This is a genomic window from Haloferax elongans ATCC BAA-1513 (genome assembly GCF_000336755.1).
In the GTDB taxonomy this organism is placed as follows: domain Archaea; phylum Halobacteriota; class Halobacteria; order Halobacteriales; family Haloferacaceae; genus Haloferax; species Haloferax elongans.
This window is the reverse complement of sequence record NZ_AOLK01000015.1, coordinates 67,530-91,888: the sequence shown is the minus strand read 5'-3', so window position 1 is coordinate 91,888 and position 24,359 is coordinate 67,530. Positions and strand designations below refer to the sequence as shown.

Below are 24,359 nucleotides of genomic sequence, written 5' to 3'. Positions count from 1 at the left end.
CCATTTTCTGGACACACGTATATCGGTTCGGGGGCAGACGGCTTCGAGTTGCGACGAATCGAAGGATATTCCTCCTCGAATTGCTCCTCATTAATCAGCAATCTTCCCGATTAATTGCGGCACTGTAGAGTGCCACCAAAGGCCGTGAGACGGCCCACACCACCGAATTTATCAAGCAAAGCTGGGTATCTGCACGTGATGGGAGATCTATCTGAGTTGTTCGCACCGACGCGCATCGCAGTGGTCGGTGCGACAGAGCGCGACGGGGCCATCGGCCGGGCAATCATGGACAACCTCATCGCCGATTTCGACGGCGACGTGGTCCCGGTCAACCCCAAGTACGACGAACTGTTCGGCCTGCAGTGCTACGGCGACGTCGGCGAGACCGACGCCGATGTCGCTGTCATCGTCGTTCCGCCGAAGGTCGTCCTCCCCGCGATGGAGTCCGCGGGCGAAGCAGGCATCGAGAACGTCGTGGTCATCACCGCCGGGTTCGGTGAGACCGGAAGCGAAGGCGCTGCTCGCGAACAGGAACTCCGCGACATCGCCGAGAAGTACGACATGAACGTCGTCGGCCCCAACAGTCTGGGCATCATGAACACCGACGTCGGTATGAACGCGACGTTCGGCCCGGACATGGCGCTCGACGGCAAGATGTCCTTCATGAGCCAGTCTGGCGCGTTCATCACCGCCGTCATCGACTGGGCCAACGACGAAGACATCGGCTTCAAGGACATCGTCTCGCTGGGTAACAAGGCCGTCCTCGACGAGGCCGACTTCATCGAAGCGTGGAACGACGACCCCGACACCGAGGTCGTCATCGGCTACCTCGAAGGCATCAGCGCGGGCCGCGAGTTCATCGACTCCGCCCGCGAGGTGACCAAAGAGACGCCCATCGTCCTCGTGAAGTCCGGGAAGACCGACGCCGGTGCGCAGGCCGCGTCCTCTCACACGGGCACCATCGCCGGCTCCGACGCCGCGTACGAGGCCGGTCTCGAACAGGCGGGCGTCATCCGCGCCGACTCCGTCCAGCATCTCTTCGACACGGCACGCGTCCTCGAACACCAGCCACTCCCCGAGAACAAGGACGTCGCCGTCATCACGAACGCCGGTGGCCCTGGCGTCATGACGACCGACGCTATCGGCGAGTCGGACCTCGAAATGGCCGACTTCACCGACGAGACGCTCGAACAGTTCTCCGAGACGCTCCCGCCGGAAGGCAACATCTACAACCCGGTCGACATCGTCGGCGACGCCGACAACGCCCGGTTCAAGGACGCACTCGACGTGGCGCTCTCCGACGAGAACGTCGGCAGCGCAATCGTTTTGACAGCACCGACGGCCATCCTCGACTACGAACAACTCGCCGAGGACACCGTCGAACTCCAAGAGAAGTACGGAAAGCCAATCGCCGCCTGTTTCATGGGTGGCGAGCGCGTCGAGCCAGCTTCGGACCTGATGAAGGACGCCGGAATTCCGAACTACTTCGACCCCTCGCGCGCCGTCGACGGTCTCGAAGCCCTCGCGCAGTACGCCGACATCAAGCAGCGTGAGTACGACGAACCGACGGACTTCGACGTGGACCGAGAACGTGCCCGCGAGATTCTCGAATCCGTCAAAGAGCGCGACGACACCCGCCTCGGCGTCGAGGCCATGGAACTGCTCGACGCCTACGGCATCGAGACGCCCCACGGCGAAATCGTCGACGACCCAGCCGACGCCCTCGAAGTCGCCGAGGAAATCGACGGCAACGTCGTCATGAAAATCGTCAGCCCGGACATCCTCCACAAGTCCGACATCGGCGGCGTCAAGGTTGGCGTCGAAAACGAGGACGTCTTCGACGCCTACGAGGACCTCATCACGCGAGCGAAGAACTACCAGCCAGACGCCAACATCCTCGGCGTGCAGGTCCAAGAGATGGTCGACCTCGACAACGGCGTCGAGACCATCGTCGGCATGAACCGCGACCCGCAGTTCGGCCCGCTCATGATGTTCGGTCTCGGCGGTATCTTCGTCGAGATTCTCGAAGACACGACGTTCCGCGTCGCCCCCGTCTCCGAGTCCGAAGCCGACGAGATGACCAAGGAAATCGACGCCGCACCGATGCTCCGCGGCGCTCGCGGCAACGACCCCGTCGACACCGAGGGCATCGCGGAGACCATCCAGCGTCTCTCGCAGTTGGTCACCGACTTCCCGGCCATCCTCGAACTCGACATCAACCCCCTCGTCGCACTCCCAGACGGCGTCAAAGCGGTCGACGTGCGCCTGACGGTGGACCCGGACGAACTTTAAACACCTCACCAACCTAATCAGTCAACAATGAACACGGTACTCGTCACTTCGACCGGAGAAAGCACCGGCAAGACGGCCATCACGCTCGCACTCGGCCTGCTCGCGAAGGAACGCGGTCTCGACGTGGGCTACATGAAGCCCAAGGGGACGCGCCTGCAGTCCAGCACCGGCAAGACGCTCGACGAAGACCCGATGCTGGCGCGTGAACTCCTCGACATCGACGCCGAGATGCACCAACTCGAACCCGTCGTCTACTCGCCGACGTTTATCCAAGGTGCCATCCGCGGCAAGGAGAACAACGAAGAACTCTCTGAGGTCATCTCGCACCACTTCGACGACCTCTCGGCCGACAAGGACCTCATGCTCGTCGAGGGCGGCGGGTCGTACCGCACCGGCGGCATCGTCGACCTCACCGACGCCGACGTTGCCTCGCTGCTCGACGCCGAAGTCGTTCTCGTCGCCGACTACAGCCACCCGAGCGACCTCGACGACCTCGTCGCGGCCGTCGAAGACATCGGCTCGGACCGACTCGCTGGCATCGTCTTCAACCGCGTCAACGACTCCGTCTACGACGAACTGGAGACCGAAGTTGCGCCGTTCCTCGAAGCGCGCAACGTCCCCGTTCTCGGTGTCGTGCCTGCCGAGAAAGACCTCGCGGGTGTTACGGTCCAGGAACTCGCCGACGAACTCGGTGCCGACCTCGCGACCGACGCGCCGACCGACGCCTTCGTCGAGCGCTTCCTCGTGGGTGCCATGGGCGGCGACGCTGCCCTGCGATACTTCCGCCGTACCAAGGACGCCGCGGTCATCACCGGCGGCGACCGCGCCAACATCCAGCGCGCCGCGCTCGAAGCCCCCGGTGTCAAATGTATCATCCTCACCGGTGGCCACCGACCTGTCGGAGCCGTCATCGGCAAGGCCGAAGAGAAGGGCGTCCCCGTCCTCCTCGTCACCGGCGACACGCTCTCTGTGACTGACCGCGCCGAAGACATCGTCAGCACGGGCCGCACACGCGACGAGCGCACCGTCCAGCGGATGCGTGACCTGCTGTTCGAACACGCCGACGTCGACGCCATCATCGGTGGTATCGAGCCATCGAACGAACCCGACGGCGACGACGAGTAACTTTTCACCCTCTCTTTTCGATTCTTTTCTACACAAGTAGTCAACAGATTGAGAATCACCGAAGCAGTCATGTCATTATAGACTAACGACTCGTCAATGGCTGGTGTGCCACCAGCACCCATTGTACTCCTCGTGGGTGTTTCCCTCGCCGCACTGTGTGTTGCGAGGGCGTTCGTGAATCGGCGGCGAGACCGCCCGGGAGCGACTGAGCTGGGAGCTCTGCTCGCGGTTGTCGCGACGTGGTGTGGGCTCTACGCTGCGCAGCTTGCGGCAACCACGACGGCGACGATGGTCTTTCTGTACCAACTCATCTACCTCTGTATCGTCGCGGTTCCACCGCTTTGGTTCCTATTCGCGTCGTCGTACACCGGAAGACAGTCACTCCCACTGCTAGGGTGGCTCGTCGCAGGCATCATCTCGGTCGCGTACTTCCTCGGGGCACTGCTGTGGCCCGAAACGACGCTCGTCTGGACTGACGTGGCGGTCGTCTCACTCGGCTCACTTCGAACGCTCTCGCTCGAAAAGGGGCCGGTGTTCTACGTCTTTATCGGGTACACCTACGTGCTCTTGCTCTGGGGTGCGGTTCGAATCGGACGACACGCCATCACGAGTCATGGCGCGCTCTGGAATCAAACCCGGGTTATCGGGGTCGCGTTGTTCATCGTGTTAGTGCCGAACGCGGCGTTCAACCTCGGTTTCGCCCCGTTCAAATTCGACCCGACACCGTTCGTCTTTACCCTCTCGGTGTTGCTGTTCGTCATCGCTGACCTCCGGTACGGGCTGTTCAGAGCACACCCACTCGCCCGCGACGTCGCCCGCGAACACGTCATCGAGGAGATGGTCGACGGCGTGCTCGTCGTCGACAGAGCCAACATCATCACCGACGTCAACCCGGCGGCCGCAACGGCGCTCGACGTGTCACCCCAAAGCGTCATCGGTGAGGAACTGGACGCGGTCCTGCCGGCCTTCGCGACTCGCATCGAGAGTTCCGACTCCGAAATCGAGACGTACTATCACGCGTCGGGAGACGTCACCTACGACGTCCGAGTGTCCCCGTTTTCTCGCCCGAGAAACGGACTGCAAGGGCGGATTGTGACGCTCCACGACATCAGTGAGGCACGACAGCGAGAAGAACGCCTCTCCGTTCTCAACCGTATCCTCAGACACGACATCAGAAATGGACTCAACGTGGTCGGTGGCTTCGCTGACCTCGTCGCAGACACCGATACCAACGCCGAAATGCGTCAGCACGCCGCCTCACGTATCAAACACCGAACCGACGAACTCCTCGACATCGCGGAGAAAATCCGGGCGATAGAGAAAGGACTTGACCGACAGAACGAACGCCAATCGGCAGAACTGATGGGCGTTCTCAGGACCGTCACCGACCGAATCGACCAAGACTGGCCCGCCACGACGGTCACACTCTCCGGACCTGACGAGGTGACTGTCCTCACGACGCCAATCGTCGAATCGCTGTTTCACAACCTCGTCGAGAACGCCGCAGAACACGGTGGTCAGTCTCCGACAATCGACGTGGAGGTAACAGCGAGCGACGAGTGGGTGACTGTCGAAGTGGCCGACGACGGGCCTGGCATCCCGAAAAAGGAACTCGACGCCATCGAATCCGGGGAGACGCAGTTAGCACACGCCAGCGGTATCGGCCTCTGGCTTGTCACCTGGCTCGTCCGGCAGTCCAGCGGTACAATCGAGTTCGACGCCACCGACGAGGGGACAGTCGTCACCGTACGCCTCAAACGGGCGAGACCCGACGATGAGACGGTGGCGTAACCGCCGGTTCTCCCCGAGTCAGACTCGCCAACCGCGGTCGGTGTCGTTCAACAGTTCTGCGCCGTCCTCGGTGACGACCACCAGATCTTCGATACGGACGCCGAACTCGTCGGGGAGATAGATACCGGGTTCGACGCTGAAGACGTTCCCCACGTCGAGTTCGCGGTCGCTCCCGGCGACGATGTACGGTTCTTCGTGCACGTCGAGGCCGACTCCGTGGCCGGTGCGGTGGATAAATCGGTCGCCGTAGCCCGCATCCTCGATGACTTCGCGGGCCGCGGCGTCGATGTCGCCAGCGGCCACGCCGGGTTCGACGGCTTCGACTGCCGCGGTTCGCGCTTCTTGGACGACTTCGTGGACGCGCTCGAACTCGGCTGGCGGGTCGCCGGCGAAGACGACGGTTCTGGTCTGGTCGCTCGGGTAGTGGTCCACGCGCGTCCCAAAGTCGAGGACGACTGGGTCGCCCGACTCGATGATACGGTCGCTGTCGGTGTGATGTGGCATCGCGCCGTTCGGTCCCGACCCGACGATTGGCCCGAACGGAATCCTCTCGCCGCCTTCGTCGGCCAGCAGTCGCTCGATTTCGGCTGCGAGTTCGGTTTCGGTCATTCCGATAACGGCCTCGCCCATGGCACGCACGCGCTCGACGGCAGCGTCCGCGGCCCGGCCAGCACGGCGCAAGGCGTCGAGTTCCGCCTCGTCTTTGGTCGCTCGAAGCGGGGCGACGACGTCGCTGGCGAGACCGAACTCGGCGTCAGGGAGCACTGCTCGGAGGTCCTGCGTGAAGCGCGCCCACATCGTATCGTCGACGAGGATTCGACCTTCGGCCAGTTCGAGGTCCGAGGCGACAGCCCTGACGGCCGCGACTGGGTCGTCGTCGTCGCTCCACGTTCGAACGTCTGCGACCCACGATTCAGTCCGAATCTGTGTCTCGTAGAGGTCGGGGACGAGAAAGACCGGGTCGCCGTTTCGGGGCACGAACAAGAACAGATGTCGCTCGGCGGGTTCTTCGTCGAACCCGGCGAGGTACAGCAGGTTTCTACTGGGAAAGAAGACGGCGGCGTCTGCGTCTTCTGTAGCCAGTCGGTCCTGACAGGCGCGGGTCCGTCGCTCGAAGGGCGTCATATCGGTGGCTACGCGGCCGAGGAGAAAAGCGTAGGCGGTCCATCACGAACGCGAGAGACGTGGACACTGGCTGCCTTCCCCGACTAATTGTGTCCTTTGAATTTGGATTAATTGGTGTCGTGTGCCATAACAACCATGTTCAAACACTCCACAGGACGTGGTATGTCGCACCAACACAGACGGAGTTTCTTGAAGACGAGTGGCGCACTGCTCGGTGGTCTCTTCGCGGGGTCGAGCGTCGTCGCCGCCGAACGAACCGACCGATTCGTCGTCAAGGCGAAACACGCAGCAAAGTTAGAACGACAGGGAATCGACGTCGTCTACGACCTCACAGCCGCGGGGTTCGCGGTCGTCAAGGGGACCGAATCTGACGTGTCTGCCACCAACTCGTCGTATGCACCGGACATCGAAGTCACACTACAAGAGCCGTCGGTAAACGAGGCCACACCGACGGAGGCGACCGACGAACCGGGGTATCAAGCCCAGTGGGACAAACAGGACCTCTCGATTCCCGACGCGCACAGCATCACTCGTGGCGAGGGAACGCGTGTGGCTGTCATCGACTCCGGTGTCGCCGCTGACCATCCTGACCTCGAACACGCCGTCAACGAGGACCTCTCGCGGAACTTCACCGGCGACGGCTTTGGTTCGGGTGTCCCTGCTGGCGGCAGTCACGGAACGCACTGTGCGGGCATCATCGCCGCAAACGACGCCAACGACGAGGGCGTCGTCGGGTCCGCACCCGGGACGGAACTCGTCGATTGTCGCGTCTTCTCGCCTGTCGGGGGAGCGTCCTTCGCCGACATCCTCGCGGCTATCGTCTACAGCGTCGAAATCGGCTGCGACGTGGCGAACCTGAGCCTCGGTGCCTATCCGGTCCCCAGACAGGGCGAAGGCGACTTCTACGGCAAGGTACTGAACAGCACGCTGACGTACGCGAACAAGGAAGGCACGGTCCTCGCAATCGCGGCAGGCAACGACTCGGCCGACCTCCAGCACGACAAGAACTTCATCAGCCTCCCGAACGAGGGCGCACAGGCGTTCAGCATCGCGGCGACTGGCCCGAAAGGATTCATGTTCGACGCTGGCGACGACGCCGAGGGTCCCGAGAGCCCGGCGTTCTACACCAACTACGAGACGAACGCCATCGACATCGCTGCACCGGGCGGTGACGCACTGCTCGACGCGCAGGAGACCCACCCCGACACGTGGTTCTTCGACCTCGTCTACAACACGATCTCGGAGCCGGAATTCGACGACAACGGCGAGTACGTGGGGGCGACCCACGGGTACGACTGGAAGGCGGGCACGTCGATGGCGGCCCCGCAGGTCGCTGGCGCTGTCGCGCTCGTGAAGTCCGTCAAGCCCGGTCTCAACGCCAACCAAGTCAAATCGCTGCTGAAGCGGACTGCGAGTGTGCCAGCCGAGTACGGCAAGGAGTACTACGGGGCTGGCTACCTCGACGTACTCGCCGCACTGGAGTCCTGACAGCGCTGCGTCCACATCCAACAGCACCTCTTCCGCAGAACCCCTGACCCGGGGCGTCGGGCCGACCCCCATGCTAACATCTCGTCTCTCGAACAGCTTTATGCCGTGAGACGGGGAACTGTAGGATATGAGTTGGAAAGCAATCGACGCCCTCGACGACGCCCGTGACGCCACGGCGTCGCTCCTCCTCCCGTTCGACGCGGGTCGATGGGCGCGCCTCGCGATTATCGGCCTCTTCGTTGGGAGCCTCGGGAGCGGTGGCACGTCGTTCACTAACACCGGAAACACTGGCGTTACTGCACCCGGAGACACCGGCGCACCGCCGAGTGACCTCCCGATAGATGGGCTCCCCGGATTTGCGACACCCGAGAACCTCATGCTCATCGCCGGCGGAATCGTCGTTGCCGCTATCGTCCTCCTCCTCGTGTGGATGTTCGCCAGCGCAGTGATGCAGTTCGTCTTCGTCGACGGCGTCGTCTCGAAGGACGTTCGCATCCGCACGCCGTTCCGCGAGCGCCTCAGACTCGGTGCCAGACTGTTCGCCTTCCAAATCGGCATCTTCCTCGCCGTCGTCCTGGTAATCGGCATCCCGATTCTGGCCGTCGTCCTCGGCGGCATCGCCGTCTCTGGCCTCATGTTCCTGCTCGCCATCCCGCTTGTCTTCCTCGCGATACTGCTGTTCCTCGTCGCCGGTCTCATCCAGCAGTTGACGACCGACTTCGTCGTCCCGACGATGATTGCCGAAGACAAGCACGTGCTCTCTTCGTGGCGTCGAGTCGCGCCGCTGTTCCGCGCTGAACTCTCCGAGTTCGGCCTGTACGTTCTCATCCGATTCGTCCTCGGTATCCTCGCGAGCATCGGTATCGGCATCGCCACCGCGCTCGTGTTGCTCGTCGTCGCGATTCCCTTCGCTATCGTCGGCGGGGCACTGTTCCTCGCACTCAACGCCGCCGGATTCGGCTTCTTCGCGCCCGTCTCACTCGCCGTGTTCGGCGTGCTTGGGGTTCTGTTCGTCATCACCGCGATTGCCGTCAGCGCCCTCGTCCAGATGCCCGTGGTGACGTTCTTCCGGTACTACTCGCTGTTCTTACTCGGAAGTGCCGACGAGGAACTCGACCTCGTCTCGCAGTTCCGCACCGATGACGATTCGTCCGCGCCCGAAGGCGCGACGCCCGCCTGAGAAACCCCGGTTCGTCCCCCGTTTTTACGCAGTCGTCGCCGCAATCACTCGGTTATCCACCCGCGCGAGCAGTGCGAGAATCGGAAGCATCAGCAGTCCGCCGACGACGAACGGTGCCCAGAACGCGATTCCAGTGTAGAGGCCGCCAGCGAGGGCGGGGCCGAAGGTCCGAGCCAGACTGCCGGCGCTCTGTGTGAGGCCGAACGCCCCTCCCTGCTCGTCGTCGTCTGCCGAGCGTGAGACCAGCGTGTTCAACGAGACGTTCGTGAGCGCGTTGCCGAACGAAAGCGGCGTCATGACGACGAGCAGCGCGACGACACCTGCGGGGAGCGTGGGGCCGACCGAAACGAGTGGGCCAACTGACGGAACAAACTGCCCTAGCACCGGCGAAAACGGAACGGCGGCGAGCGTGAGGACCTGAATCGCAGTGCCGCCGACAGCCAGCCTGTACTCGCCGAATCGGTCGGTGAGTGGCCCGACGAGTCCGCCCTGAACGACCGCGAGCACGAGTCCGACGTAGGTCAGGATAACCGCGTTCTCGGTCGCACCGTAGGCGTACTGGTCGTTGGTGAGGAAGATAAACTGACTTTCGAGGGCCGAGAACGCGAACGACACGAGGAAGAACGCTGCGACGAGCGCCCCCAGCCCGGGCGTTCGAAGCGCAGACAGGAGTTGCTCGACTCGCGACTCGCGGGAGTCGGACGCGTCGGTTCGCTCGTCTGGCGGCCGCGACTCTGGCAAGACGACGTACGCGAGAAGGAGGTTGGTTCCGGTGATGAGCGCCGCCGCAAAGCTCGGAAGCGAGAACTCCGAGACCGGCACGGCGGCGGGGAGCACGTCGCGGGCGAGTGCGACGACCGGTTCACTGGCGAAGAAGCCGCCTAACGCCGGACCGAAGACGAATCCGAGCCCGAAGGCCGCGCCGAGAAGTCCGAGTCCCTTCGCGCGCTCTTCGGCACTGGTGATGTCCGCGATGTACGCCTGTGCCGTGGCGATATTCCCGCCCATCGCCCCGGCGAGCATGCGCGCCGCGAACAGAACGGCGAGCGACCCGGCGATACCGAAGAGCGTCCACGCGAGGACGCTCCCAGTGAGAGACAGCAAAAGCACGGGTCGGCGACCGCGCGCATCCGAGAGTCGGCCCAGAAATGGTGCGGCGAGAAACTGCATCGCCGAATAGGAGGCGATGAGGAGGCTCCCGACGAACTCCGTCGCGCCGAACGAAAGCGCGTACAGCGGAATGACCGGAATCAGGATACCGAACCCGAGGAGGTCGACGAACACGATGAGAAAGACCACTCCGAGCGCTCGACGCGGATTCTCGACTGTCATCGAAGTCACTGTTCGCCGGGGAAGCGATAATCACACCGATTCCTCGAATTCGGGGCCATAAGCAGTCATTAATTAAGATAGAGAAAGTCGTCAGTTCGACTATGTCCTTCGAGTGGGTGTCGTACTTCACGTGCCACGACTGCGGGCTCCAGAAACCGTCGCCAGAGGTGCCATACGACCATCTCGGATACGCAATCTGCCCCGCATGCGGCGCGGAAACCCGACCGACGACCGCCGCCGCGACAACACCCTCGACGATGGTGGATGGGTAGGCACTTGGCTCCGGCGTCCAACGTGACGGTATGAGCTGGACGGAGGTCCGCCGAGACGACCGTATCGTCGAGTGGGAACGAAGCGACGGGCACGCGACGATTCGACTCCGACACGGACCGAACGCGTGGCACGTCAGATTCGATAGACTCCATCAGGCACCGGACGGGCGCGGCTACGAGAGCGAGCGCTTCGACGACGAAGCCGCCGCTCGCGACGCTGTCGAGGCGTGGAAAACCGAGTACGACGTCGAGTAGCGCCCTCGCGTCTTCGACTGCCGTGTTCTTACTACCGCATTCTCGTCTGCGACTGCCGCGCCTTACTGAAGGCGGCGCGTGCTCTCGACGAGTGGGTGGCGAGCGTAATCGACGATATCGATGTCGTCGATAGACGAGAGCCCCTCTTTCTCTGCGGTTCGCTGCATGCCGAGTTCGATGGGGTCGTCGATGACGATGATGTACGCGTCCATCGTCTCGATGCCGGTGCGGTCCGCAGCGAGGACGCGGTGGTGGCCGTCTGCGAGGAGGAGCGTTCCCTTGTTGTCGATGACGACGAGAGGTTCTGCCAAGCCGCGTTCGAGTTCGTACCGTCTGCCCTCTAACTCGTCAGCGTACACTCGCGCCTGCGTCGGAATGAGGTCCGAAAGTGAGACAGTCCGGCGCTCTTGGTGGACAGTGATGCCGTGTATCTGTTCGAGGGTGCGCATCAGTTTCCCCACTTTCTCCGGCGTCGCACGCTCGATTTGGCTCCGTATCACGTCGGTGTTCGAGATAATTCCGACGAGGTTGCCGGTGTCGTCGACGACGGGGAGTTTCTGGATACCGGAACGGAGAATCACACGCGCGGCGTCGGTTACGTCCATTTCCGGGTGAGCGACGACCAAATCGGTCGCCATCACCGTGTCGATAGCCTCGCCCTCGTCCGAGAGGAGAATGTCACGGGCAGTCACGAAGCCTTCGACCTTTCGGCCGTCACAGACCGGAAATCCGTTGTGGCCGTCGCTTTCGGCGATGCGACGGGCGACGTCCGCGACCGTATCGCTCGGGGAGACGGTTTGGACCTCGCGAGTCATGTACTCCTTGACGGTCGCTTTGGCACTCATCTCCCCGACGTAGGGCGACCGACCGGAAAAACGTGTGGGCACTACTCGTCGAGCGGGAATTCGAAGGCGACGTCCGAGTCGAGAGTCGGTGCGGCCGGTGCGTGTTCGAGCGTCTCGAAGATGCGACCGGCGACGATGTCCGTCACGATGGTCGCCAACGACTCGCGAGAGTCGCCGCCGACAGCGTCGAGGATACCAAGCGGAATCTGCGCCCCGGCCATGTCCGCGTGGCCGCCAGCGCTCCCGATAGACCCGAGTGCGTCGCGCAGAACCTCGCCGAGGTCGACTGCGGTGCCGCGTGTTCGTCCAGAGACGTAGACAGTGCCGTCCATCACCCCGTAGACGATGGCGATATCGACGCCTTCCATTCCGAGCAGGTAGTCACACGCCTGCGCGATGGCGTCTCGGTCGCGAACGTCGCCGACGTTCGACGTCAGTGCGGGACCGCGCTGGTCGCGGTTCGAGATGGCACGCGCTAACGTCTCCATCGTCTCAGAGGTCATACTCGGAGTTTCGACGCGCTGTAGCAGGTCGGTATTGACGTACGGAACGAGCGAGGCGGCGGCCTCAAAGTCGGCCATCGAAACTTCGCGGGTGAAATCGTTGGTGTCGACGCGGATACCGAACAGGAGGGCGGTCGCGACGTGCTCGTCCGGGATGATTCCCAACCGGTCTAGATACTCCGCGAGGACGGTGCTCGTCGCGCCGACGCGTTGCCGAAGGTCCACGTACGCCGCTTCGACGGGCTCTCGTGGCGGGTGGTGGTCGATGACGATGTCGACGACGGTGTCCGGCGGCAGTCGGTCGTTGACGCCGGGGCGTGAGTGGTCGACGAGTGCGATTCCGTCGAACTCGTCGAGATTCGGTGTCTCGTCAAACACGTGCAAGTCTAAGTCGAGGAGATTGACCAGCGCTCGGTTCTCCTGGTGGCTGATATCTCCGAAGTAACACGCCGTCGCCTCGACGTTCGCACGCTTCGCAATCGCCTGCAGTGCCACCGCCGATGCGATGGCGTCGGGGTCGGGGTTGTCGTGCATTACGACTGCCAGCGGGCCGTTGAGATTCCGAAGGACCCGCATGAGTCGGTAGATGCGTTCGCTCTGTGTCGTCCCGATTGCGTCGCCGATGCGGTCGAGCACCGCCTGCCGGGGGTCGATAACCTCGTCTGCGAGGTTGACGAGTTCGTCCCGAATCGTGTTCGACGGCCCCCCGCCAAGGTGGACGACGAGGACCGCGTCGGGAAAGTTGTCGCGGGCGGCAGCGGCGGCGTCGCGGTTGGCTACTGGGTCGTCTCCAGCGACCACGACCACGTCGGCCGAATCGGGGAACGTCTCCGGGTCTGTTGGGTCACCGGGGAACGCTTCGATACCCTCGGCACGGAGGTCCTCGGCGCGACTCTCTCGGTCGGTGACGACCGTCACCGACCCAGGACGGTCGGTGAGCGTGCGCAGCAAGTCACCGCCGAAGAGGCTGCACCCGAGAACCAGACGACGGACCATACTTTCAGGGTCGGTCTCTGGCCGCAAAACCCTACCGTCATTCAGTTCGCCGATGATGTTATGGTCTGTGATGACATGACAAATGATAGGATGGAACTCGAATCGCATCTCGTCTCTGACACCCGTTCGGAGTCACTGGTCAGGGCGTGTCGAACCACTGTCGGCGACGACCTCCGCAGTGTGACGTATTTTACTCCCGACCGGTACGAACAGCTATACTTACGGTCGGACCTCGAAGCCGACGCCGACCTTGCAGGCTTCGTCGAGCACGAAACCGACGGCTTCCATGCGCGAACAGCCTACAAAGGCTCGGAACTTGGAAACTACCAATACACTGTTCGAGCGTTCGACCAAGGGTACATGACCCGCGTGACGGTGGCCGATTCCGGCGTCTTCGTGACGACGGACGGCCTGACACTCAGACGGTCCGAAGAACTGGCGTCGACACTCGGCGAGTTGTTGCAGTCCGAATAAAGAAAACCGCAGTCGAGTCTTTTCAGCCCGACAGCGCGCTCAGAAGAGCGCCGCTGCGACGGTCTGGGCCGTTTCGATGACGGGCTGGAAGCCGGGCAGGAGCAGGACCGTCCCGACGGCGGCGAAGACGACTGCGCCGTAGAGACCGACCGGCTGGCTGCCGATTTCGAGCGACTTCGCGGGCTCTTCGATCCACATCGCCTTGACGACGCGACTGTAGTAGAACAGCGACAGTGCGCTGTTCATCGCGCCGACTGCGGCGAGCCACCAGAAGCCGGACTCGATGGCCGAGTAGAACAGGGCGTACTTCGAGACGAAGCCGCCGAACGGCGGTAGCCCTGCGAGCGAGAACATGAAGACAGTCATCGCCGTCGCGGCGATGGGTGCCTTCGACGCGATACCGTTGTAGTCCTCGAACGTGCGGCCGATGCCCCACTTTTCGACCATGGCGATGAACAGGAACGCACCCGTGTTCATGAAGCCGTAGACGAGCAGGTGGGCCATACTCGCGCCGAGCACGTTACCGTTCGCGGCACCACCATCCACGGTGATGGCCGCGAGACCGATGAGTGCGTAGCCAGCGTGGCCAATCGAGGAGTACGCGAGCATGCGCTTGACGTTCTCCTGCGTCGCTGCCGCGAAGTTACCGAGCGTCATCGTGACGACGGCGAGAATCGCGAAGAGCAGCGACCAGTCGATGCCGCCCGGACCGAGCGATGAGATGGTCCCAAGCGGGAATGCGACCGTGAAGACGCGGAAGGCGACGGCGAAGCCAGCCGCCTTCGACGCCGACGAGAGGAACGCGCTGATGGGTGCGGGTGCGCCCTCGTAAGCCTCCGGTGCCCAGAAGTGGAACGGAACGGAGGCGGTCTTGAACGCAAACCCACCGGCAATCATCAGCACGCCGAGTCCGAGCACGCCGACGAGTTCGTCAGCACCCGAGAGGCCCGCTGCGATGTCGGGCAGCACGAGCGACCCGGTGACAGCGTACACGAGGCTGATACCGAACGCGAACACCGCCGACGACAGTGCGCCGATGAGGAAGTACTTCAGACCCGCTTCGACGCTGCCGCGGTTCTTCTTGAGGAACGCGACGAGCGCGTACGACGGCAGCGATGCGAGTTCGAGGCTGACGAAGACCGTCGCCAGCGAGTTCGACATCGCCATGAGCGTCATCCCCGTGGCGGCGAGGAGTACGAGCGAGTAGAACTCACCCTGATACTGCTCGTCGGCGAGGTAGTCGTACGAGGCGACAGAGACCATCGCCGCGACGCTGGTGAAGATGAGCGTGAAGAACAGGCTCATCCCGTCGACGATGAGGGCGTCACCGTACAGCGAGATTGCGCCACCAGTCGACTCCATGCCGGTTCCTGCCATGAGGAACCGCGCGGCGACACCGCCAGCGGCGAGCGACCCGAGGGTCGCCGTCGTGGCGAGCAGACCGTTGTTGGTCGTGTCGGGGTCGATGGTGTCGATGGTCAACAGGAGCAGCGCGGTCGCCGCGAGGATAATCGCGGGGGCCGCTGCCGTCCAGACGGGAGCGGTTTGCAGTGGCGTCATTAGAACGCACCTCCCAGTTCGAGAATCGGATTAACTGCGTCCTGAATCATCGTGAAGAAGATGTCCGGAGAGACACCGAGGACGATGGTGAGGAGCAGAAGCACCGCAAGCGGCGCGACGTCGTGGAACGGTGCCTCGGTGATTTCGTAGTCACCATCGAACTCGAACGGTCCGAACAGGGTCCGCTGCATCGCGAACAGCAGGTAGCCCGCGACGATGACGATACCGAACATCGCTGCGGCCGTAAAGAGCGGCATCGCCTCCATCACCGTGGACTCGAACGCGCCCTTGAAGATGAAGAACTCTGCCGCGAAGCCAGCCATGAGCGGGAGGCCCATGTAACCGAACGCGCCAGCGACGAAGATACCCGCCGTGACAGGCATTCTGTCAGCCACACCGGACATGTCCGTCACCATGCGCGTGTGGGTCGTGTTGTAGATGACACCGACGGCCATGAACATCAGACCGGAGATGAGACCGTGGGCGACCATCTGGAAGGTCGCACCGCCGACACCGTAGGTGGTGTAGGCGATGAGACCGAGGATGACGTACCCCATCGACGAGACGGAGGAGTACGCGACGATGCGCTTGAGGTCCTGCTGGGCCAGCGCGAGGAGTGCGCCGTAGATGACGCTTGCGACGGCCAGCAGGGCGATGGGCAGCGCGAAGCTTCGCGCCGTCTCCGGCAGCATCGTGAAGTTGAACCGGAGCAGGGCGTAGGTACCCATCTTCAGGAGAACCCCCGCCAGCATGACCGACACCGGCGTGGGTGCTTCAACGTGAGCGTCGGGCAGCCACGTGTGCAGCGGCGCGACGGGGACCTTCACCGCGAATCCGAAGAACATCGCGATGAAGGCGACCGACGCGAGCGCACCGGCCGAGAGACCGGCGAAGCCGCCGAGTTGACCGGCCTGCAGCGCCTGCGCGATTTCGGGCAGACGCAGCGACGAAATGGAGTCGCCGAGGCCGAACACGAGGGAGATGAACCCGATGAACATCACGAGCGACGCGATGTTCGTGTAGACGAAGAACTTGATTGCCGCGTACTTGCGGCGGGGGCCGCCCCAGACACCGATGAGGAAGTACATCGGGACGAGCACGGCCTCCCAGAAGACGAACCAGACGAAGAAGTCGAGCGCCGTGAAGACGCCAAGCAGGTTCGCCTCCATGAAGAGCATCAGACCGAAGAACTGGGACTGACGCTCTGTGATGGGAGTCCACGCGCTGACGATAGCGAGCGTGGTGAGGATGGTGGTCAGGACGATAAGCGGCATGCTGATGCCGTCGACGCCGACCAACCAGTGAAGGTCGTACTGGCCGAGTTGCAGCCAGACGATGTCTGTCTCGAACGCGGCAGACCCGCCGAGAAGGGCGTTCCCGCTCGCGTCGTACTGTTGCCACATGTAGAGGCTCCCGAGAACGGGAACCAGACTCAGCGCGAAGGCCGCCTTGCCGGCGTACCGGTCCGGCACGACGAAAGTGACCAGCGCGGCGAGGAACGTGACTGCGATGAGCGCTTCGATTATCATGCGAACCAACCTCCGATCAGACCGAGACCAAGGAGCAGCGCCGTCAGGCCGAGCGTGAGCAGTGCGGCGTAATTACTCACGACACCGGTCTGGATGCGCTTCATGCGGCTGCCAGCGAACAGGCTCACGCTGGAGATGCCGTTGACGACACCGTCGACGATACCCTGGTCGAACTTGTCGAGGACGCGCGAGATAGGCTGGACGACGCTCGTTGCGATCCAGACCTGATACTCGTCCTGGTAGTAGTTGTTGTACAGTACGGTCTTGATGCTCCCGAGCTTCTCCGTGTGTTCGACGGGTTCGGGGACGTTGTACAGTACGTACGCGAGTGCGGCACCAGCGAGTGCGAGGCCGAGCGAGACACCCGCACCGATTGCGACCGTCGTCGCCTCGCCGCCGATGTAACTCGAACTGTACGGGAGGATTTCGGCGTAGTGGTGCGCGTTCAGCGAACTGAAGCTTCCGTCGAGGAACTGGTGCAGGAAGTCGATTCCCTTGATGCCGAGGAGTTTCTCGACGGGAACCATGTTGACGAACCCTGCCGTCGCGGCGAGCACGCCGAGAACGGCGAGCGGAGCCTTGACGTTCCAGCGAACACCGTGGGGGTTGCGTGCCGTCTCGGTCCGGGGCTCACCGTGGAAGGTGAGGAACACCATTCGGAAGGTGTAGAAGCCGGTGAAGAAGACGGCGAGGAGGCCCATCGCGTAGGCGGCGAGCAGAATCGGGCTGCCGCCGAGGCCGTGGATGAGCGTCTCGTACAGGACTTCGTCTTTCGACCAGAAGCCTGCGAAGGGGACGATACCCGCGAGTGCGAGCGACCCGGAGAGGAACGCGTAGTACGTCACGGGCATCTTGTCCTTGAGGCCACCCATGTCCCACATGTTTTCGTTGTGGTGCATGGCGATGATGACCGAACCGGCACCGAGGAACAACAGCGCCTTGAAGAAGGCGTGCGTCATGAGGTGGAACGTCGCCGCGACGTAGCCACCGGCACCGAGGCCGAGCATCATGTAGCCGTACTGGCTGATGGTCGAGTACGCGAGTACCTGCTTGATTTCCTTTTTGACGACACCCATCGTCGCCGCGAAGAGGGCGGTGAAGCCACCGATGAGGGCGATAATGGCGAGTGTCGTCGGCGTCAGTGCGTAGAAGCCGTACATCCGGGCGACGAGGTAGACACCGGCCGCAACCATCGTCGCTGCGTGGATGAGTGCGGAGACCGGGGTCGGACCTTCCATCGCGTCCGGAAGCCACGTGTGCAGGGGGAACTGCGCGGACTTGCCGACGACGCCCCCGAGAACGAGGAGGCCGACGACAGTGAACCACGCCTCTTCGCCCATGCCGAGGAACGTGTTGACCGAGTGTTCGCCGTGGAGCGCTTCCTCGGCGAGCACCGGGAAGGCGTCGGGGCCAGCGAAGGCCGCAGAGCCGAACGTCGCGAAGACCGCGACGACGCCGATGAGGAAGAAGTAGTCACCGAAGCGGGTGACCAAGAACGCCTTCTTCGCTGCACTCGGCGGGCCGTCCTGGCGGAACCAGAAGCCGATGAGCAGGTAGGAACACAGTCCCACAAGCTCGAAGAACATGAACGCCATGAGCAGGTTGTCGGAGACGACGAACCCGAGCATGGAGGCGCTGAACAGGCCGAGTGCGGCGTAGTACCGCGGGAGGCCCGTCTCGCCTTCGTCGTTCATGTAGCCAAGACTGAAGACGTGGACGAGGAACGCGATGAGCGTCACGATGACCAGCATCATCGCCGACAGCGGGTCGATGAGCAGACCGAACGTCAGGTTGACTGCGTCGAGACCCTCCGCCCACGTGTAGATCGTTTGGTTGTACGTCTGTCCACCACTGACGGCGAAGAACGTCGCCACGGCGAGGACGAACGAGCCTGCCGTTGCGCCGATACCCGCCAGTGCGCCTCCCTTCGGCATGTACCGCCCCGCTCCGAGTGCGATCAGGAACGAGAGGAACGGGAGGAGGACGATGGCCGGAGCGAATTCGAGTATGCCTGCCATAGAGTTACCACCTCATCGTGGTCGCCTTCGTGACGTCCACGCCGTCGAAGTTGCGGTACAGTACGAGGATGATACCGATACCGACCGCGACTTCGGCGGCGGCGAGCGCCATCGTGAAGAGACCGAACGTCTGTCCCGTCACGTTGCCCCAGTAGTAGGAGAACGCGACGAGGTTGATGTTCGCGGCGTTCAGCATCAGTTCGACCGACATCAGGAACAACAGCGCGTTCTTCCGGGTGAGAAGGCCGAAGATACCGATGCAGAACACGGCTGCCGACAGGACGAGGTAATACTGTCCGGGTACCATTATCGGTCACCCTCCTCGTCGTCGAACAACGTGCGCTTGAGTTCGCGACCGCCGTCGGTCAGAATCGTCCGCATCGAGCCACCCTCGTCGCGGCGAGCGAGGAGGACGGCACCGACGAGTGCGCCGACGAGCACGAGGTCGATGATTTCGAACGCGACCAGCATGCTCTCGCCTTCGACGCTGCCGAACCCGAGGTTGAACATCGTATAGCCGATGCTCGCGGTCAGGTTGGCACCATCTGCGAAGCCCTGTGGGTTCGGGAACGACGCGCCGAGGAACACTGCCGCCATCACGGCGAACAGTCCGACGGCCGCCAGACCGGGTACGAGGTGTGAACCGAGCTTCAACTGCGGTTTCGTGGTCATGTGCTACTCACCTCCGGGTCGATACGCGTCAGCATCACGGCGAACGTGATGAGAATCAGTACCCCGCCGACGTAGACGAGGATCTGCATGGCGGCGAGGAACTCCGCCTGCAACATCACGTAGTGCACCGCGACGCTCAAGAGCGCGCCCCCGAGCAGGAGTGCGGAATGCCAGATGTCCCGCACGAGGACGACGCCCAGGCTGCAGCCCACGGTGATGAGGGCGAACAGCGCGAACGCGATGGTTTCATAAACCATTGTGTGTGTCTCCTTGAGATATCCCTTTGAACATTTCGAGAACGTCCTCAGCACCCCACAGCGGGTTGCAACGGACGAACCTCGGACGATTCGTTCCGGGTCATGTTACTGATAGTCGACCTCTCTCTCGCCCTCGCCGACCCACGCGTTGCGGTCGGGGTTGCGGGAGTTGAGCGGGTCGATATCCTTGTACCACGGGACGTTCTTGAGCTGTTCTTTGTTGTAGACGAAGTCGTTCTTGGTGTCGGCCGTGAACTCGAAGTTCTGCGTGAGCAGAATCGCGTCGACGGGACAGACCTCCTCACACAGTCGGCAGTAGATACACTGGCCGATGTGGAGGTTGTACTGCTCGCCGTTGCGCTTGTCGTCCTGAACGATCTGAATCGTGTCGTTCGGACAGACGTTCTCACACTGGCGACACCAGATACAACGCTCTTGGCTGAACTTGTGGACACCGCGGAAGCGCGGACTCACTTCGGGCGCTTGTTCAGGGTACTCGACCGTGAACGTCTGCCCGTCGAGCGCGTGCTTCAGCGTCACTGCCATGCCCTTCAGGATTCCAATCATGCAATCACCCCCACGATGATGGCCGTGAGAACCAGGTTAGCGAAGGACAGCACGAGCATGCCCTTCCAACCAACTTCGAGGAACTGGTCGACGCGAAGGCGCGGCACTGCGGACCGTGCCCACTGGGTGAACAGGAAGAACGCCCAGATTTTGATGACGAACCAGACGAACCCGGGCAGGAACGGACCTGCGGGGCCGCCGAGGAACAGCGTCGCCGCGATAGCGCCGCCGAGGAAGATGTGGATGAACTCGCCGAGGTAGATGAGCACGAAGTAGATCGAAGAGTACTCAGTCTGGTACCCGGCGACAATCTCGGTCGGTGCTTCGGGGATGTCGAACGGGTTCCGTCCGACTTCTGCGAGGTTCGCGATGATGAACAGGACGAACGCGAACGGGTTCACGAACGCGAACCACGTCGGAATCGAGACGCCGGCGATGGTCAAAAGCGGCTCTGCCTGCACGGCGACGATTTCGCTCATGCGCAGCGAACCGGTGAAGATGACCACCGACGCTGCGGTGATGACGAGCGGAATCTCGTAGGCGATGTTGGCCGCCACGGCGCGCAGTGCGCCGATGAGCGAGAACTTGTTGTTCGACGCGTAGCCGGACATCACGAGGCCGAGCGACGCAATCGATGCCGCCGCGAACGCGAACGCGAGGCCGGTTTCGGGGTCGGCGAGTTGGATGCCGCTTCCCATCGGGATGACGGCGAATCCAAGCAGTGCAGAGAAAGGAATCACCATCGGGGCGAGGTCCCATGCGGGACGGTCGACGCCCTCGGGGACGATGAGTTCCTTCGACATCAGGCGAACGGCGTCCGGGATGATGACGAGCAACCCGAACGGCCCGATACGGTTGACTGCGATGCGGTCACCGAACGCGGCGGTGATTTTCCGCTTTGCCCACGGGCCGGCGATAGCCGTCGTGATGAGCATGATGTTGGCGATAATGAATGCGCCAACGAGGCCACCGACGAGGTCGCCGAGGACTCCTTCGAGCCCCAGGAGGCCGCTGATGGTGTCCGGGAGCGTCGTCTGCAGTGTCGCACTCATTAGCGGTCCACCTCACCGAGAACGATGTCGAGGCTCCCGAGCGACGCAATCATGTCGGGGATGTACTCGCCTTCGGACATCTCGGGGAGCGTCTGCAGGTTCGAGAAGCACGGGCTCCGAATCTTGAACCGTCCCGGCTTGTCGGTGCCGTCGGCCCGGATGTAGATACCGAGTTCACCCTTCGCACCTTCGACGGCGCGGTAGATTTCGGTGTCTTCCTCGGGCTTGAGCGTGCGCGGCACGTTCGCCTGGATGTTCCGTTCGTCCTCGGGCCAGTCTTCGAGCAGGTCGACACACTGCTGGATGATTTTGGCCGACTCCTCGACTTCGCGCATGCGCACGAGCAGGCGCGAGAAGTTGTCGCACCCGTCCTCGACGACGACGTCCCAATCGAGTTCGTCGTAGTAGCCGTAGGAGTCGTCGCGGCGGAGGTCGTAGTCGATGCCGGAGCCGCGAGCGACCGGGCCGGTCGCACCGTAGCTCTTGGCAACCTCCGGCGGCAGGACGCCAGTCCCGACGGTACGGGCCTGGAGAATCTCGTTCGAGGTAATCATGTCGTGGTACTCCTCGAGTGCCTCCGGGAGGTCATCGAGGAAGTCACGAATCTTCTCGAAGAACTCCTCGCGCGGTTCGGGGAGGTCCCAGACGACGCCACCGAGCCGGAAGTAGTTGAACATCATGCGCTGACCGGTGAGGTCCTCCAGAATGTTCTGGACGATTTCGCGGTCCCGCATGGCGTACATGAAGATGGCGGTGAAGTCGCCGTAAACGTCGAGCGCGAACGTGCCGAGCGCAATCATGTGCGACGCGATGCGGCACAGTTCGGCGCTCATGGTGCGGATAATCTGTGCGTACTCCGGCACCTCGATGTCCGCGAGGTCCTCTGCGGTGCGGGCGTACGCCCACTCGTTCAGGAGACCGGCCGAGATGTAGTCCCAGCGGTCGGGGTACGGCATAATCTGGTGCCGGTAGGTCCCCTGCTGACACATCTGCTCCTCACAGCGGTGGAGGTAGCCGATGTCGGGTTCGAGGTCGACGACCTGCTCTCCGTCGACGACCGTCTCGACGTGCAGCACGCCGTGGGTCGCCGGGTGGTGAGGTCCGATGTTGATGTACATCGTGTTGCCCTGCTCACCGGTGTGGTCCTGTTCAAGCGGGTTCGCGTGTTCGCGAAGCGTCGCAATCTGTGGCCGGTCTTGGTCGTAGTCCAGCCCCAGCGGGTGACCCTGCCACGTTTCGGGGAGCAGGATGCGACGGAGGTCCGGGTGTCCCTCGTACTTGATGCCGACGAGGTCGTACGCCTCACGCTCGTGCCAGTCTGCCGTTCGGAAGACCGGTTCGGCGCTCTGGCTGACCGGGTCGTCTTTCGACGTGGGTACGACGACGCTGACTTCGTCGGTCCGGTCGTCGTACTTCGTGAGGTGGTAGATGGACTCGTAACGGTCCTCGTACTCCTCGGCGGTAACACACGAGAGGTGGTCGAAGCCAGCCTCGTCGCGGAGTTTGAAGAGCGCGTCCTGCACCTGATCCGGACGGATGACGAGACCCGGCGCGTTGAGGTGCTCTTCGCGACCGATGACGAGGTCTCCGAGGAGTTCCGCCAGTTCGTCTCCACGGGTCTTTCCGGCCTCGATTTCGGCTTCTGGTTGTTGTTCTTCCAGGCTCATGGTGAATCAGCCCAGTTGTATCGCATGACGAGATCGTCCTCGTCGATCTGTTCGGCGAGTTTGTCGACGATCTCGTCGCGCGGGAGGTCGCCGAACTGCTCCAGTTCGTACGGTTTGACCGTGACGGGACTGGACTCGCCGTTCGCAATACGCTCTTGGAGCTTTGCGATGCCGTAGATGAGCGCCTCGGGGCGCGGCGGGCAACCGGGGATGTGGATGTCCACCGGAATGACCTCTTCTGCGCCCTTGATGACGTTGTATCCTTCCTGGAACGGGCCACCGGAAATCGTACACGACCCCATGCCGACGACGAACTTCGGCTCCGGCATCTGGTCGTAGACCCGCTTCATACGGGGGGCGAACTTCGAGACAATCGTCCCTGGCACGATGATGACGTCCGCCTGTCTCGGTGACGCACGGGGCACACCTGCCGCGAAGCGGTCCAGGTCGTGCTTGATGGCGTACGTGTGCATCATCTCGATACTGCAGCATGCGATACCGAACTGCAGCATGAACATCGAAGACCCACGAACCCAGTTCATGAACTTGTCGAACTTCGTGAGGATGAACGGCGACGAGCCGAACGCCTCCCGAAGCTTCGAGTTGAACCGGTCGTCCGCGCCAGCCATACGCGCGTCGCGGGTCTCGGTCAGTACCTGTGAATCGTCTGTGACGAAGGGTTTCTGTTCGCTACTCATGCGTCTTTCCTCTCTGTCTTACGGCGACTGGCCTGCGGGCTTTTGACCCACTTGACAGCACCGTTGCGCCACGCCCACACGAGCCCGACGACGAGCACACCGATGAAAACGAGCATCGGCGTCAGAATCGTCGCCAGGGACGCGCCCTGTTCGAGGGCAGAGCGGTAAATGACTGTCCACGGGAAAATGAGGACAGTCTCGATGTCGAACACGACGAACAGCAACGCGACCATGTAGTACTGAATGTTAAACTGGACGCGTGCCGTGCCGGTCGGCACCTCACCACTCTCGTAGGTGGCACTCTTTCCTTGTTCCGGTACGCTTGGGCGCAGGAGCGCCGAGACTGCCATCATCCCCAGCGGGATGCCGACAGCGACGAGGCCCATCGCACCGATTGCAATCCATTCACTCATGCCGTAGTCTCCCTGACGTGCGGCGGTTAGAAGCGCTCCCCTATAAACATTGATTTGTGTGTTTCGGGCGCGAGAAGCCTTCTATTTGGAAAATACGCCAGAGAAGCCCGCAACGGTGCGCCGGTGACGGTTTGGACCGAATGACCGGCCGACGCCCCGGAAAAAGGCCCTTTCAAATGCGGGAGCGAGCGTATCCGACTGCGACGTGGCCAACGTGTTCGGCGAAAATCAGTGCGACACGACTGAGA

Annotated in this window: 23 protein-coding genes; 8 read left to right on the top strand and 15 right to left on the bottom strand. The window is 62.7% G+C overall.

The features are described 5' to 3' along the window. The first annotated feature begins 198 nt into the window (after window positions 1-198). The 3 genes from C453_RS07120 (at window position 199) to C453_RS07110 (ending at window position 5,208) form a co-directional block, all read left to right on the top strand. Complete coding sequence (locus C453_RS07120) at window positions 199-2,292, top strand: acetate--CoA ligase family protein (RefSeq protein ID WP_008323577.1); 2,094 nt, start codon at window positions 199-201, stop codon at window positions 2,290-2,292. Between the two features lie 27 nt (window positions 2,293-2,319). After that, window positions 2,320-3,417 carry a phosphotransacetylase family protein gene (locus C453_RS07115; protein ID WP_008323576.1) on the top strand — a complete coding sequence of 366 codons (1,098 nt, stop codon included), beginning with the start codon at window positions 2,320-2,322 and terminating at the stop codon, window positions 3,415-3,417. 96 nt (window positions 3,418-3,513) lie between these two features. Next, entirely contained in the window at window positions 3,514-5,208 is a 1,695-nt protein-coding gene (locus C453_RS07110; protein ID WP_008323575.1) for a sensor histidine kinase, read from the top strand. Window positions 5,209-5,226: 18 nt separating this feature from the next. Here the strand turns inward: C453_RS07110 and C453_RS07105 are convergent, their stop codons facing one another. Next, on the bottom strand, window positions 5,227-6,333 hold the full coding sequence (locus C453_RS07105; protein ID WP_008323574.1) for a M24 family metallopeptidase: 1,107 nt from the start codon (window positions 6,331-6,333) through the stop codon (window positions 5,227-5,229). A 162-nt stretch (window positions 6,334-6,495) separates the two neighbouring features. On the opposite strand from C453_RS07105, the gene C453_RS07100 reads away from it, so the two are divergent. Further along, complete coding sequence (locus C453_RS07100) at window positions 6,496-7,821, top strand: S8 family peptidase (protein ID WP_008323573.1); 1,326 nt, start codon at window positions 6,496-6,498, stop codon at window positions 7,819-7,821. A gap of 127 nt (window positions 7,822-7,948) precedes the next feature. Beyond that, on the top strand, window positions 7,949-9,001 hold the full coding sequence (locus C453_RS07095) for a DUF7544 domain-containing protein (protein ID WP_008323572.1): 1,053 nt from the start codon (window positions 7,949-7,951) through the stop codon (window positions 8,999-9,001). Window positions 9,002-9,025: 24 nt separating this feature from the next. On the opposite strand, the gene C453_RS07090 is transcribed toward C453_RS07095, so the two are convergent. Further along, entirely contained in the window at window positions 9,026-10,333 is a 1,308-nt protein-coding gene (locus C453_RS07090; RefSeq protein WP_008323571.1) for an MFS transporter, read from the bottom strand. Between the two features lie 101 nt (window positions 10,334-10,434). Here C453_RS07090 and C453_RS20385 point away from each other — a divergent pair, with 101 nt between their 5' ends. Both C453_RS20385 and C453_RS07085 read left to right on the top strand, forming a co-directional pair. Further along, window positions 10,435-10,605: a hypothetical protein gene (locus C453_RS20385; RefSeq protein WP_008323570.1), complete on the top strand. Its 171-nt coding sequence runs from the start codon at window positions 10,435-10,437 to the stop codon at window positions 10,603-10,605. A gap of 30 nt (window positions 10,606-10,635) precedes the next feature. Continuing rightward, complete coding sequence (locus C453_RS07085) at window positions 10,636-10,860, top strand: DUF7543 family protein (RefSeq protein ID WP_008323569.1); 225 nt, start codon at window positions 10,636-10,638, stop codon at window positions 10,858-10,860. A 62-nt stretch (window positions 10,861-10,922) separates the two neighbouring features. Here C453_RS07085 and C453_RS07080 read toward each other — a convergent pair whose 3' ends face one another. Next, the gene (locus C453_RS07080; protein ID WP_008323568.1) at window positions 10,923-11,705 is read right to left on the bottom strand and encodes a CBS domain-containing protein; all 783 of its coding nucleotides are present in this window, start codon (window positions 11,703-11,705) and stop codon (window positions 10,923-10,925) included. 41 nt (window positions 11,706-11,746) lie between these two features. Next, the gene (locus C453_RS07075) at window positions 11,747-13,204 is read right to left on the bottom strand and encodes a DHH family phosphoesterase (RefSeq protein ID WP_008323567.1); all 1,458 of its coding nucleotides are present in this window, start codon (window positions 13,202-13,204) and stop codon (window positions 11,747-11,749) included. Window positions 13,205-13,294: 90 nt separating this feature from the next. Between C453_RS07075 and C453_RS07070 the strand changes: the two genes are divergently transcribed. Next, window positions 13,295-13,678: a DUF7522 family protein gene (locus C453_RS07070; protein WP_008323566.1), complete on the top strand. Its 384-nt coding sequence runs from the start codon at window positions 13,295-13,297 to the stop codon at window positions 13,676-13,678. Between the two features lie 39 nt (window positions 13,679-13,717). Here the strand turns inward: C453_RS07070 and C453_RS07065 are convergent, their stop codons facing one another. The 11 genes from C453_RS07065 to C453_RS07015 form a co-directional block, all read right to left on the bottom strand. Continuing rightward, entirely contained in the window at window positions 13,718-15,238 is a 1,521-nt protein-coding gene (locus tag C453_RS07065; protein WP_008323565.1) for an NADH-quinone oxidoreductase subunit N, read from the bottom strand. Further along, window positions 15,238-16,767, bottom strand: a complete 1,530-nt coding sequence (locus tag C453_RS07060) for a complex I subunit 4 family protein (protein WP_008323564.1) — start codon at window positions 16,765-16,767, stop codon at window positions 15,238-15,240. The genes C453_RS07065 and C453_RS07060 overlap by 1 nt, the downstream gene beginning before the upstream one ends. After that, window positions 16,764-18,785, bottom strand: coding sequence for an NADH-quinone oxidoreductase subunit L (gene nuoL / locus C453_RS07055; RefSeq protein WP_008323563.1), 2,022 nt, complete (start codon window positions 18,783-18,785; stop codon window positions 16,764-16,766). The genes C453_RS07060 and nuoL overlap by 4 nt, the downstream gene beginning before the upstream one ends. Window positions 18,786-18,789: 4 nt before the next feature. After that, the gene (nuoK, locus tag C453_RS07050; protein ID WP_007539052.1) at window positions 18,790-19,092 is read right to left on the bottom strand and encodes an NADH-quinone oxidoreductase subunit NuoK; all 303 of its coding nucleotides are present in this window, start codon (window positions 19,090-19,092) and stop codon (window positions 18,790-18,792) included. Further along, window positions 19,092-19,457: an NADH-quinone oxidoreductase subunit J family protein gene (locus C453_RS07045; RefSeq protein ID WP_007539050.1), complete on the bottom strand. Its 366-nt coding sequence runs from the start codon at window positions 19,455-19,457 to the stop codon at window positions 19,092-19,094. The genes nuoK and C453_RS07045 overlap by 1 nt, the downstream gene beginning before the upstream one ends. Further along, window positions 19,454-19,714: an NADH-quinone oxidoreductase subunit J gene (locus C453_RS07040; protein ID WP_007539048.1), complete on the bottom strand. Its 261-nt coding sequence runs from the start codon at window positions 19,712-19,714 to the stop codon at window positions 19,454-19,456. The genes C453_RS07045 and C453_RS07040 overlap by 4 nt, the downstream gene beginning before the upstream one ends. Before the next feature lie 105 nt (window positions 19,715-19,819). Continuing rightward, window positions 19,820-20,281, bottom strand: a complete 462-nt coding sequence (locus C453_RS07035; RefSeq protein ID WP_008323562.1) for a NuoI/complex I 23 kDa subunit family protein — start codon at window positions 20,279-20,281, stop codon at window positions 19,820-19,822. Beyond that, complete coding sequence (locus C453_RS07030) at window positions 20,278-21,333, bottom strand: complex I subunit 1/NuoH family protein (protein WP_008323561.1); 1,056 nt, start codon at window positions 21,331-21,333, stop codon at window positions 20,278-20,280. Before C453_RS07030 ends, C453_RS07035 begins: the two co-directional genes overlap by 4 nt. Then, window positions 21,333-23,000 (bottom strand): NADH-quinone oxidoreductase subunit D, encoded by a 1,668-nt coding sequence (locus tag C453_RS07025; protein ID WP_008323560.1) that lies wholly within the window; start codon window positions 22,998-23,000, stop codon window positions 21,333-21,335. Before C453_RS07025 ends, C453_RS07030 begins: the two co-directional genes overlap by 1 nt. After that, window positions 22,997-23,698: an NADH-quinone oxidoreductase subunit B gene (locus tag C453_RS07020; protein ID WP_007539041.1), complete on the bottom strand. Its 702-nt coding sequence runs from the start codon at window positions 23,696-23,698 to the stop codon at window positions 22,997-22,999. The genes C453_RS07025 and C453_RS07020 overlap by 4 nt, the downstream gene beginning before the upstream one ends. Further along, window positions 23,695-24,111, bottom strand: coding sequence for an NADH-quinone oxidoreductase subunit A (locus C453_RS07015; protein ID WP_008323559.1), 417 nt, complete (start codon window positions 24,109-24,111; stop codon window positions 23,695-23,697). Before C453_RS07015 ends, C453_RS07020 begins: the two co-directional genes overlap by 4 nt. Between the last annotated feature and the right edge of the window lie 248 nt (window positions 24,112-24,359).

Excerpts from the sequence above, each read along its gene's own strand:
- C453_RS07120 (WP_008323577.1), top strand. The coding sequence starts at position 199 with ATGGGAGATCTATCTGAGTTGTTCGCACCGACGCGCATCGCAGTGGTC.
- C453_RS07115 (WP_008323576.1), top strand. The coding sequence starts at position 2,320 with ATGAACACGGTACTCGTCACTTCGACCGGAGAAAGCACCGGCAAGACG.
- C453_RS07110 (WP_008323575.1), top strand. The coding sequence starts at position 3,514 with ATGGCTGGTGTGCCACCAGCACCCATTGTACTCCTCGTGGGTGTTTCC.
- C453_RS07105 (WP_008323574.1), bottom strand. The coding sequence starts at position 6,333 with ATGACGCCCTTCGAGCGACGGACCCGCGCCTGTCAGGACCGACTGGCT.
- C453_RS07100 (WP_008323573.1), top strand. The coding sequence starts at position 6,496 with ATGTCGCACCAACACAGACGGAGTTTCTTGAAGACGAGTGGCGCACTG.
- C453_RS07095 (WP_008323572.1), top strand. The coding sequence starts at position 7,949 with ATGAGTTGGAAAGCAATCGACGCCCTCGACGACGCCCGTGACGCCACG.
- C453_RS07090 (WP_008323571.1), bottom strand. The coding sequence starts at position 10,333 with ATGACAGTCGAGAATCCGCGTCGAGCGCTCGGAGTGGTCTTTCTCATC.
- C453_RS20385 (WP_008323570.1), top strand. The coding sequence starts at position 10,435 with ATGTCCTTCGAGTGGGTGTCGTACTTCACGTGCCACGACTGCGGGCTC.
- C453_RS07085 (WP_008323569.1), top strand. The coding sequence starts at position 10,636 with ATGAGCTGGACGGAGGTCCGCCGAGACGACCGTATCGTCGAGTGGGAA.
- C453_RS07080 (WP_008323568.1), bottom strand. The coding sequence starts at position 11,705 with ATGAGTGCCAAAGCGACCGTCAAGGAGTACATGACTCGCGAGGTCCAA.
- C453_RS07075 (WP_008323567.1), bottom strand. The coding sequence starts at position 13,204 with ATGGTCCGTCGTCTGGTTCTCGGGTGCAGCCTCTTCGGCGGTGACTTG.
- C453_RS07070 (WP_008323566.1), top strand. The coding sequence starts at position 13,295 with ATGGAACTCGAATCGCATCTCGTCTCTGACACCCGTTCGGAGTCACTG.
- C453_RS07065 (WP_008323565.1), bottom strand. The coding sequence starts at position 15,238 with ATGACGCCACTGCAAACCGCTCCCGTCTGGACGGCAGCGGCCCCCGCG.
- C453_RS07060 (WP_008323564.1), bottom strand. The coding sequence starts at position 16,767 with ATGATAATCGAAGCGCTCATCGCAGTCACGTTCCTCGCCGCGCTGGTC.
- nuoL (WP_008323563.1), bottom strand. The coding sequence starts at position 18,785 with ATGGCAGGCATACTCGAATTCGCTCCGGCCATCGTCCTCCTCCCGTTC.
- nuoK (WP_007539052.1), bottom strand. The coding sequence starts at position 19,092 with ATGGTACCCGGACAGTATTACCTCGTCCTGTCGGCAGCCGTGTTCTGC.
- C453_RS07045 (WP_007539050.1), bottom strand. The coding sequence starts at position 19,457 with ATGACCACGAAACCGCAGTTGAAGCTCGGTTCACACCTCGTACCCGGT.
- C453_RS07040 (WP_007539048.1), bottom strand. The coding sequence starts at position 19,714 with ATGGTTTATGAAACCATCGCGTTCGCGCTGTTCGCCCTCATCACCGTG.
- C453_RS07035 (WP_008323562.1), bottom strand. The coding sequence starts at position 20,281 with ATGATTGGAATCCTGAAGGGCATGGCAGTGACGCTGAAGCACGCGCTC.
- C453_RS07030 (WP_008323561.1), bottom strand. The coding sequence starts at position 21,333 with ATGAGTGCGACACTGCAGACGACGCTCCCGGACACCATCAGCGGCCTC.
- C453_RS07025 (WP_008323560.1), bottom strand. The coding sequence starts at position 23,000 with ATGAGCCTGGAAGAACAACAACCAGAAGCCGAAATCGAGGCCGGAAAG.
- C453_RS07020 (WP_007539041.1), bottom strand. The coding sequence starts at position 23,698 with ATGAGTAGCGAACAGAAACCCTTCGTCACAGACGATTCACAGGTACTG.
- C453_RS07015 (WP_008323559.1), bottom strand. The coding sequence starts at position 24,111 with ATGAGTGAATGGATTGCAATCGGTGCGATGGGCCTCGTCGCTGTCGGC.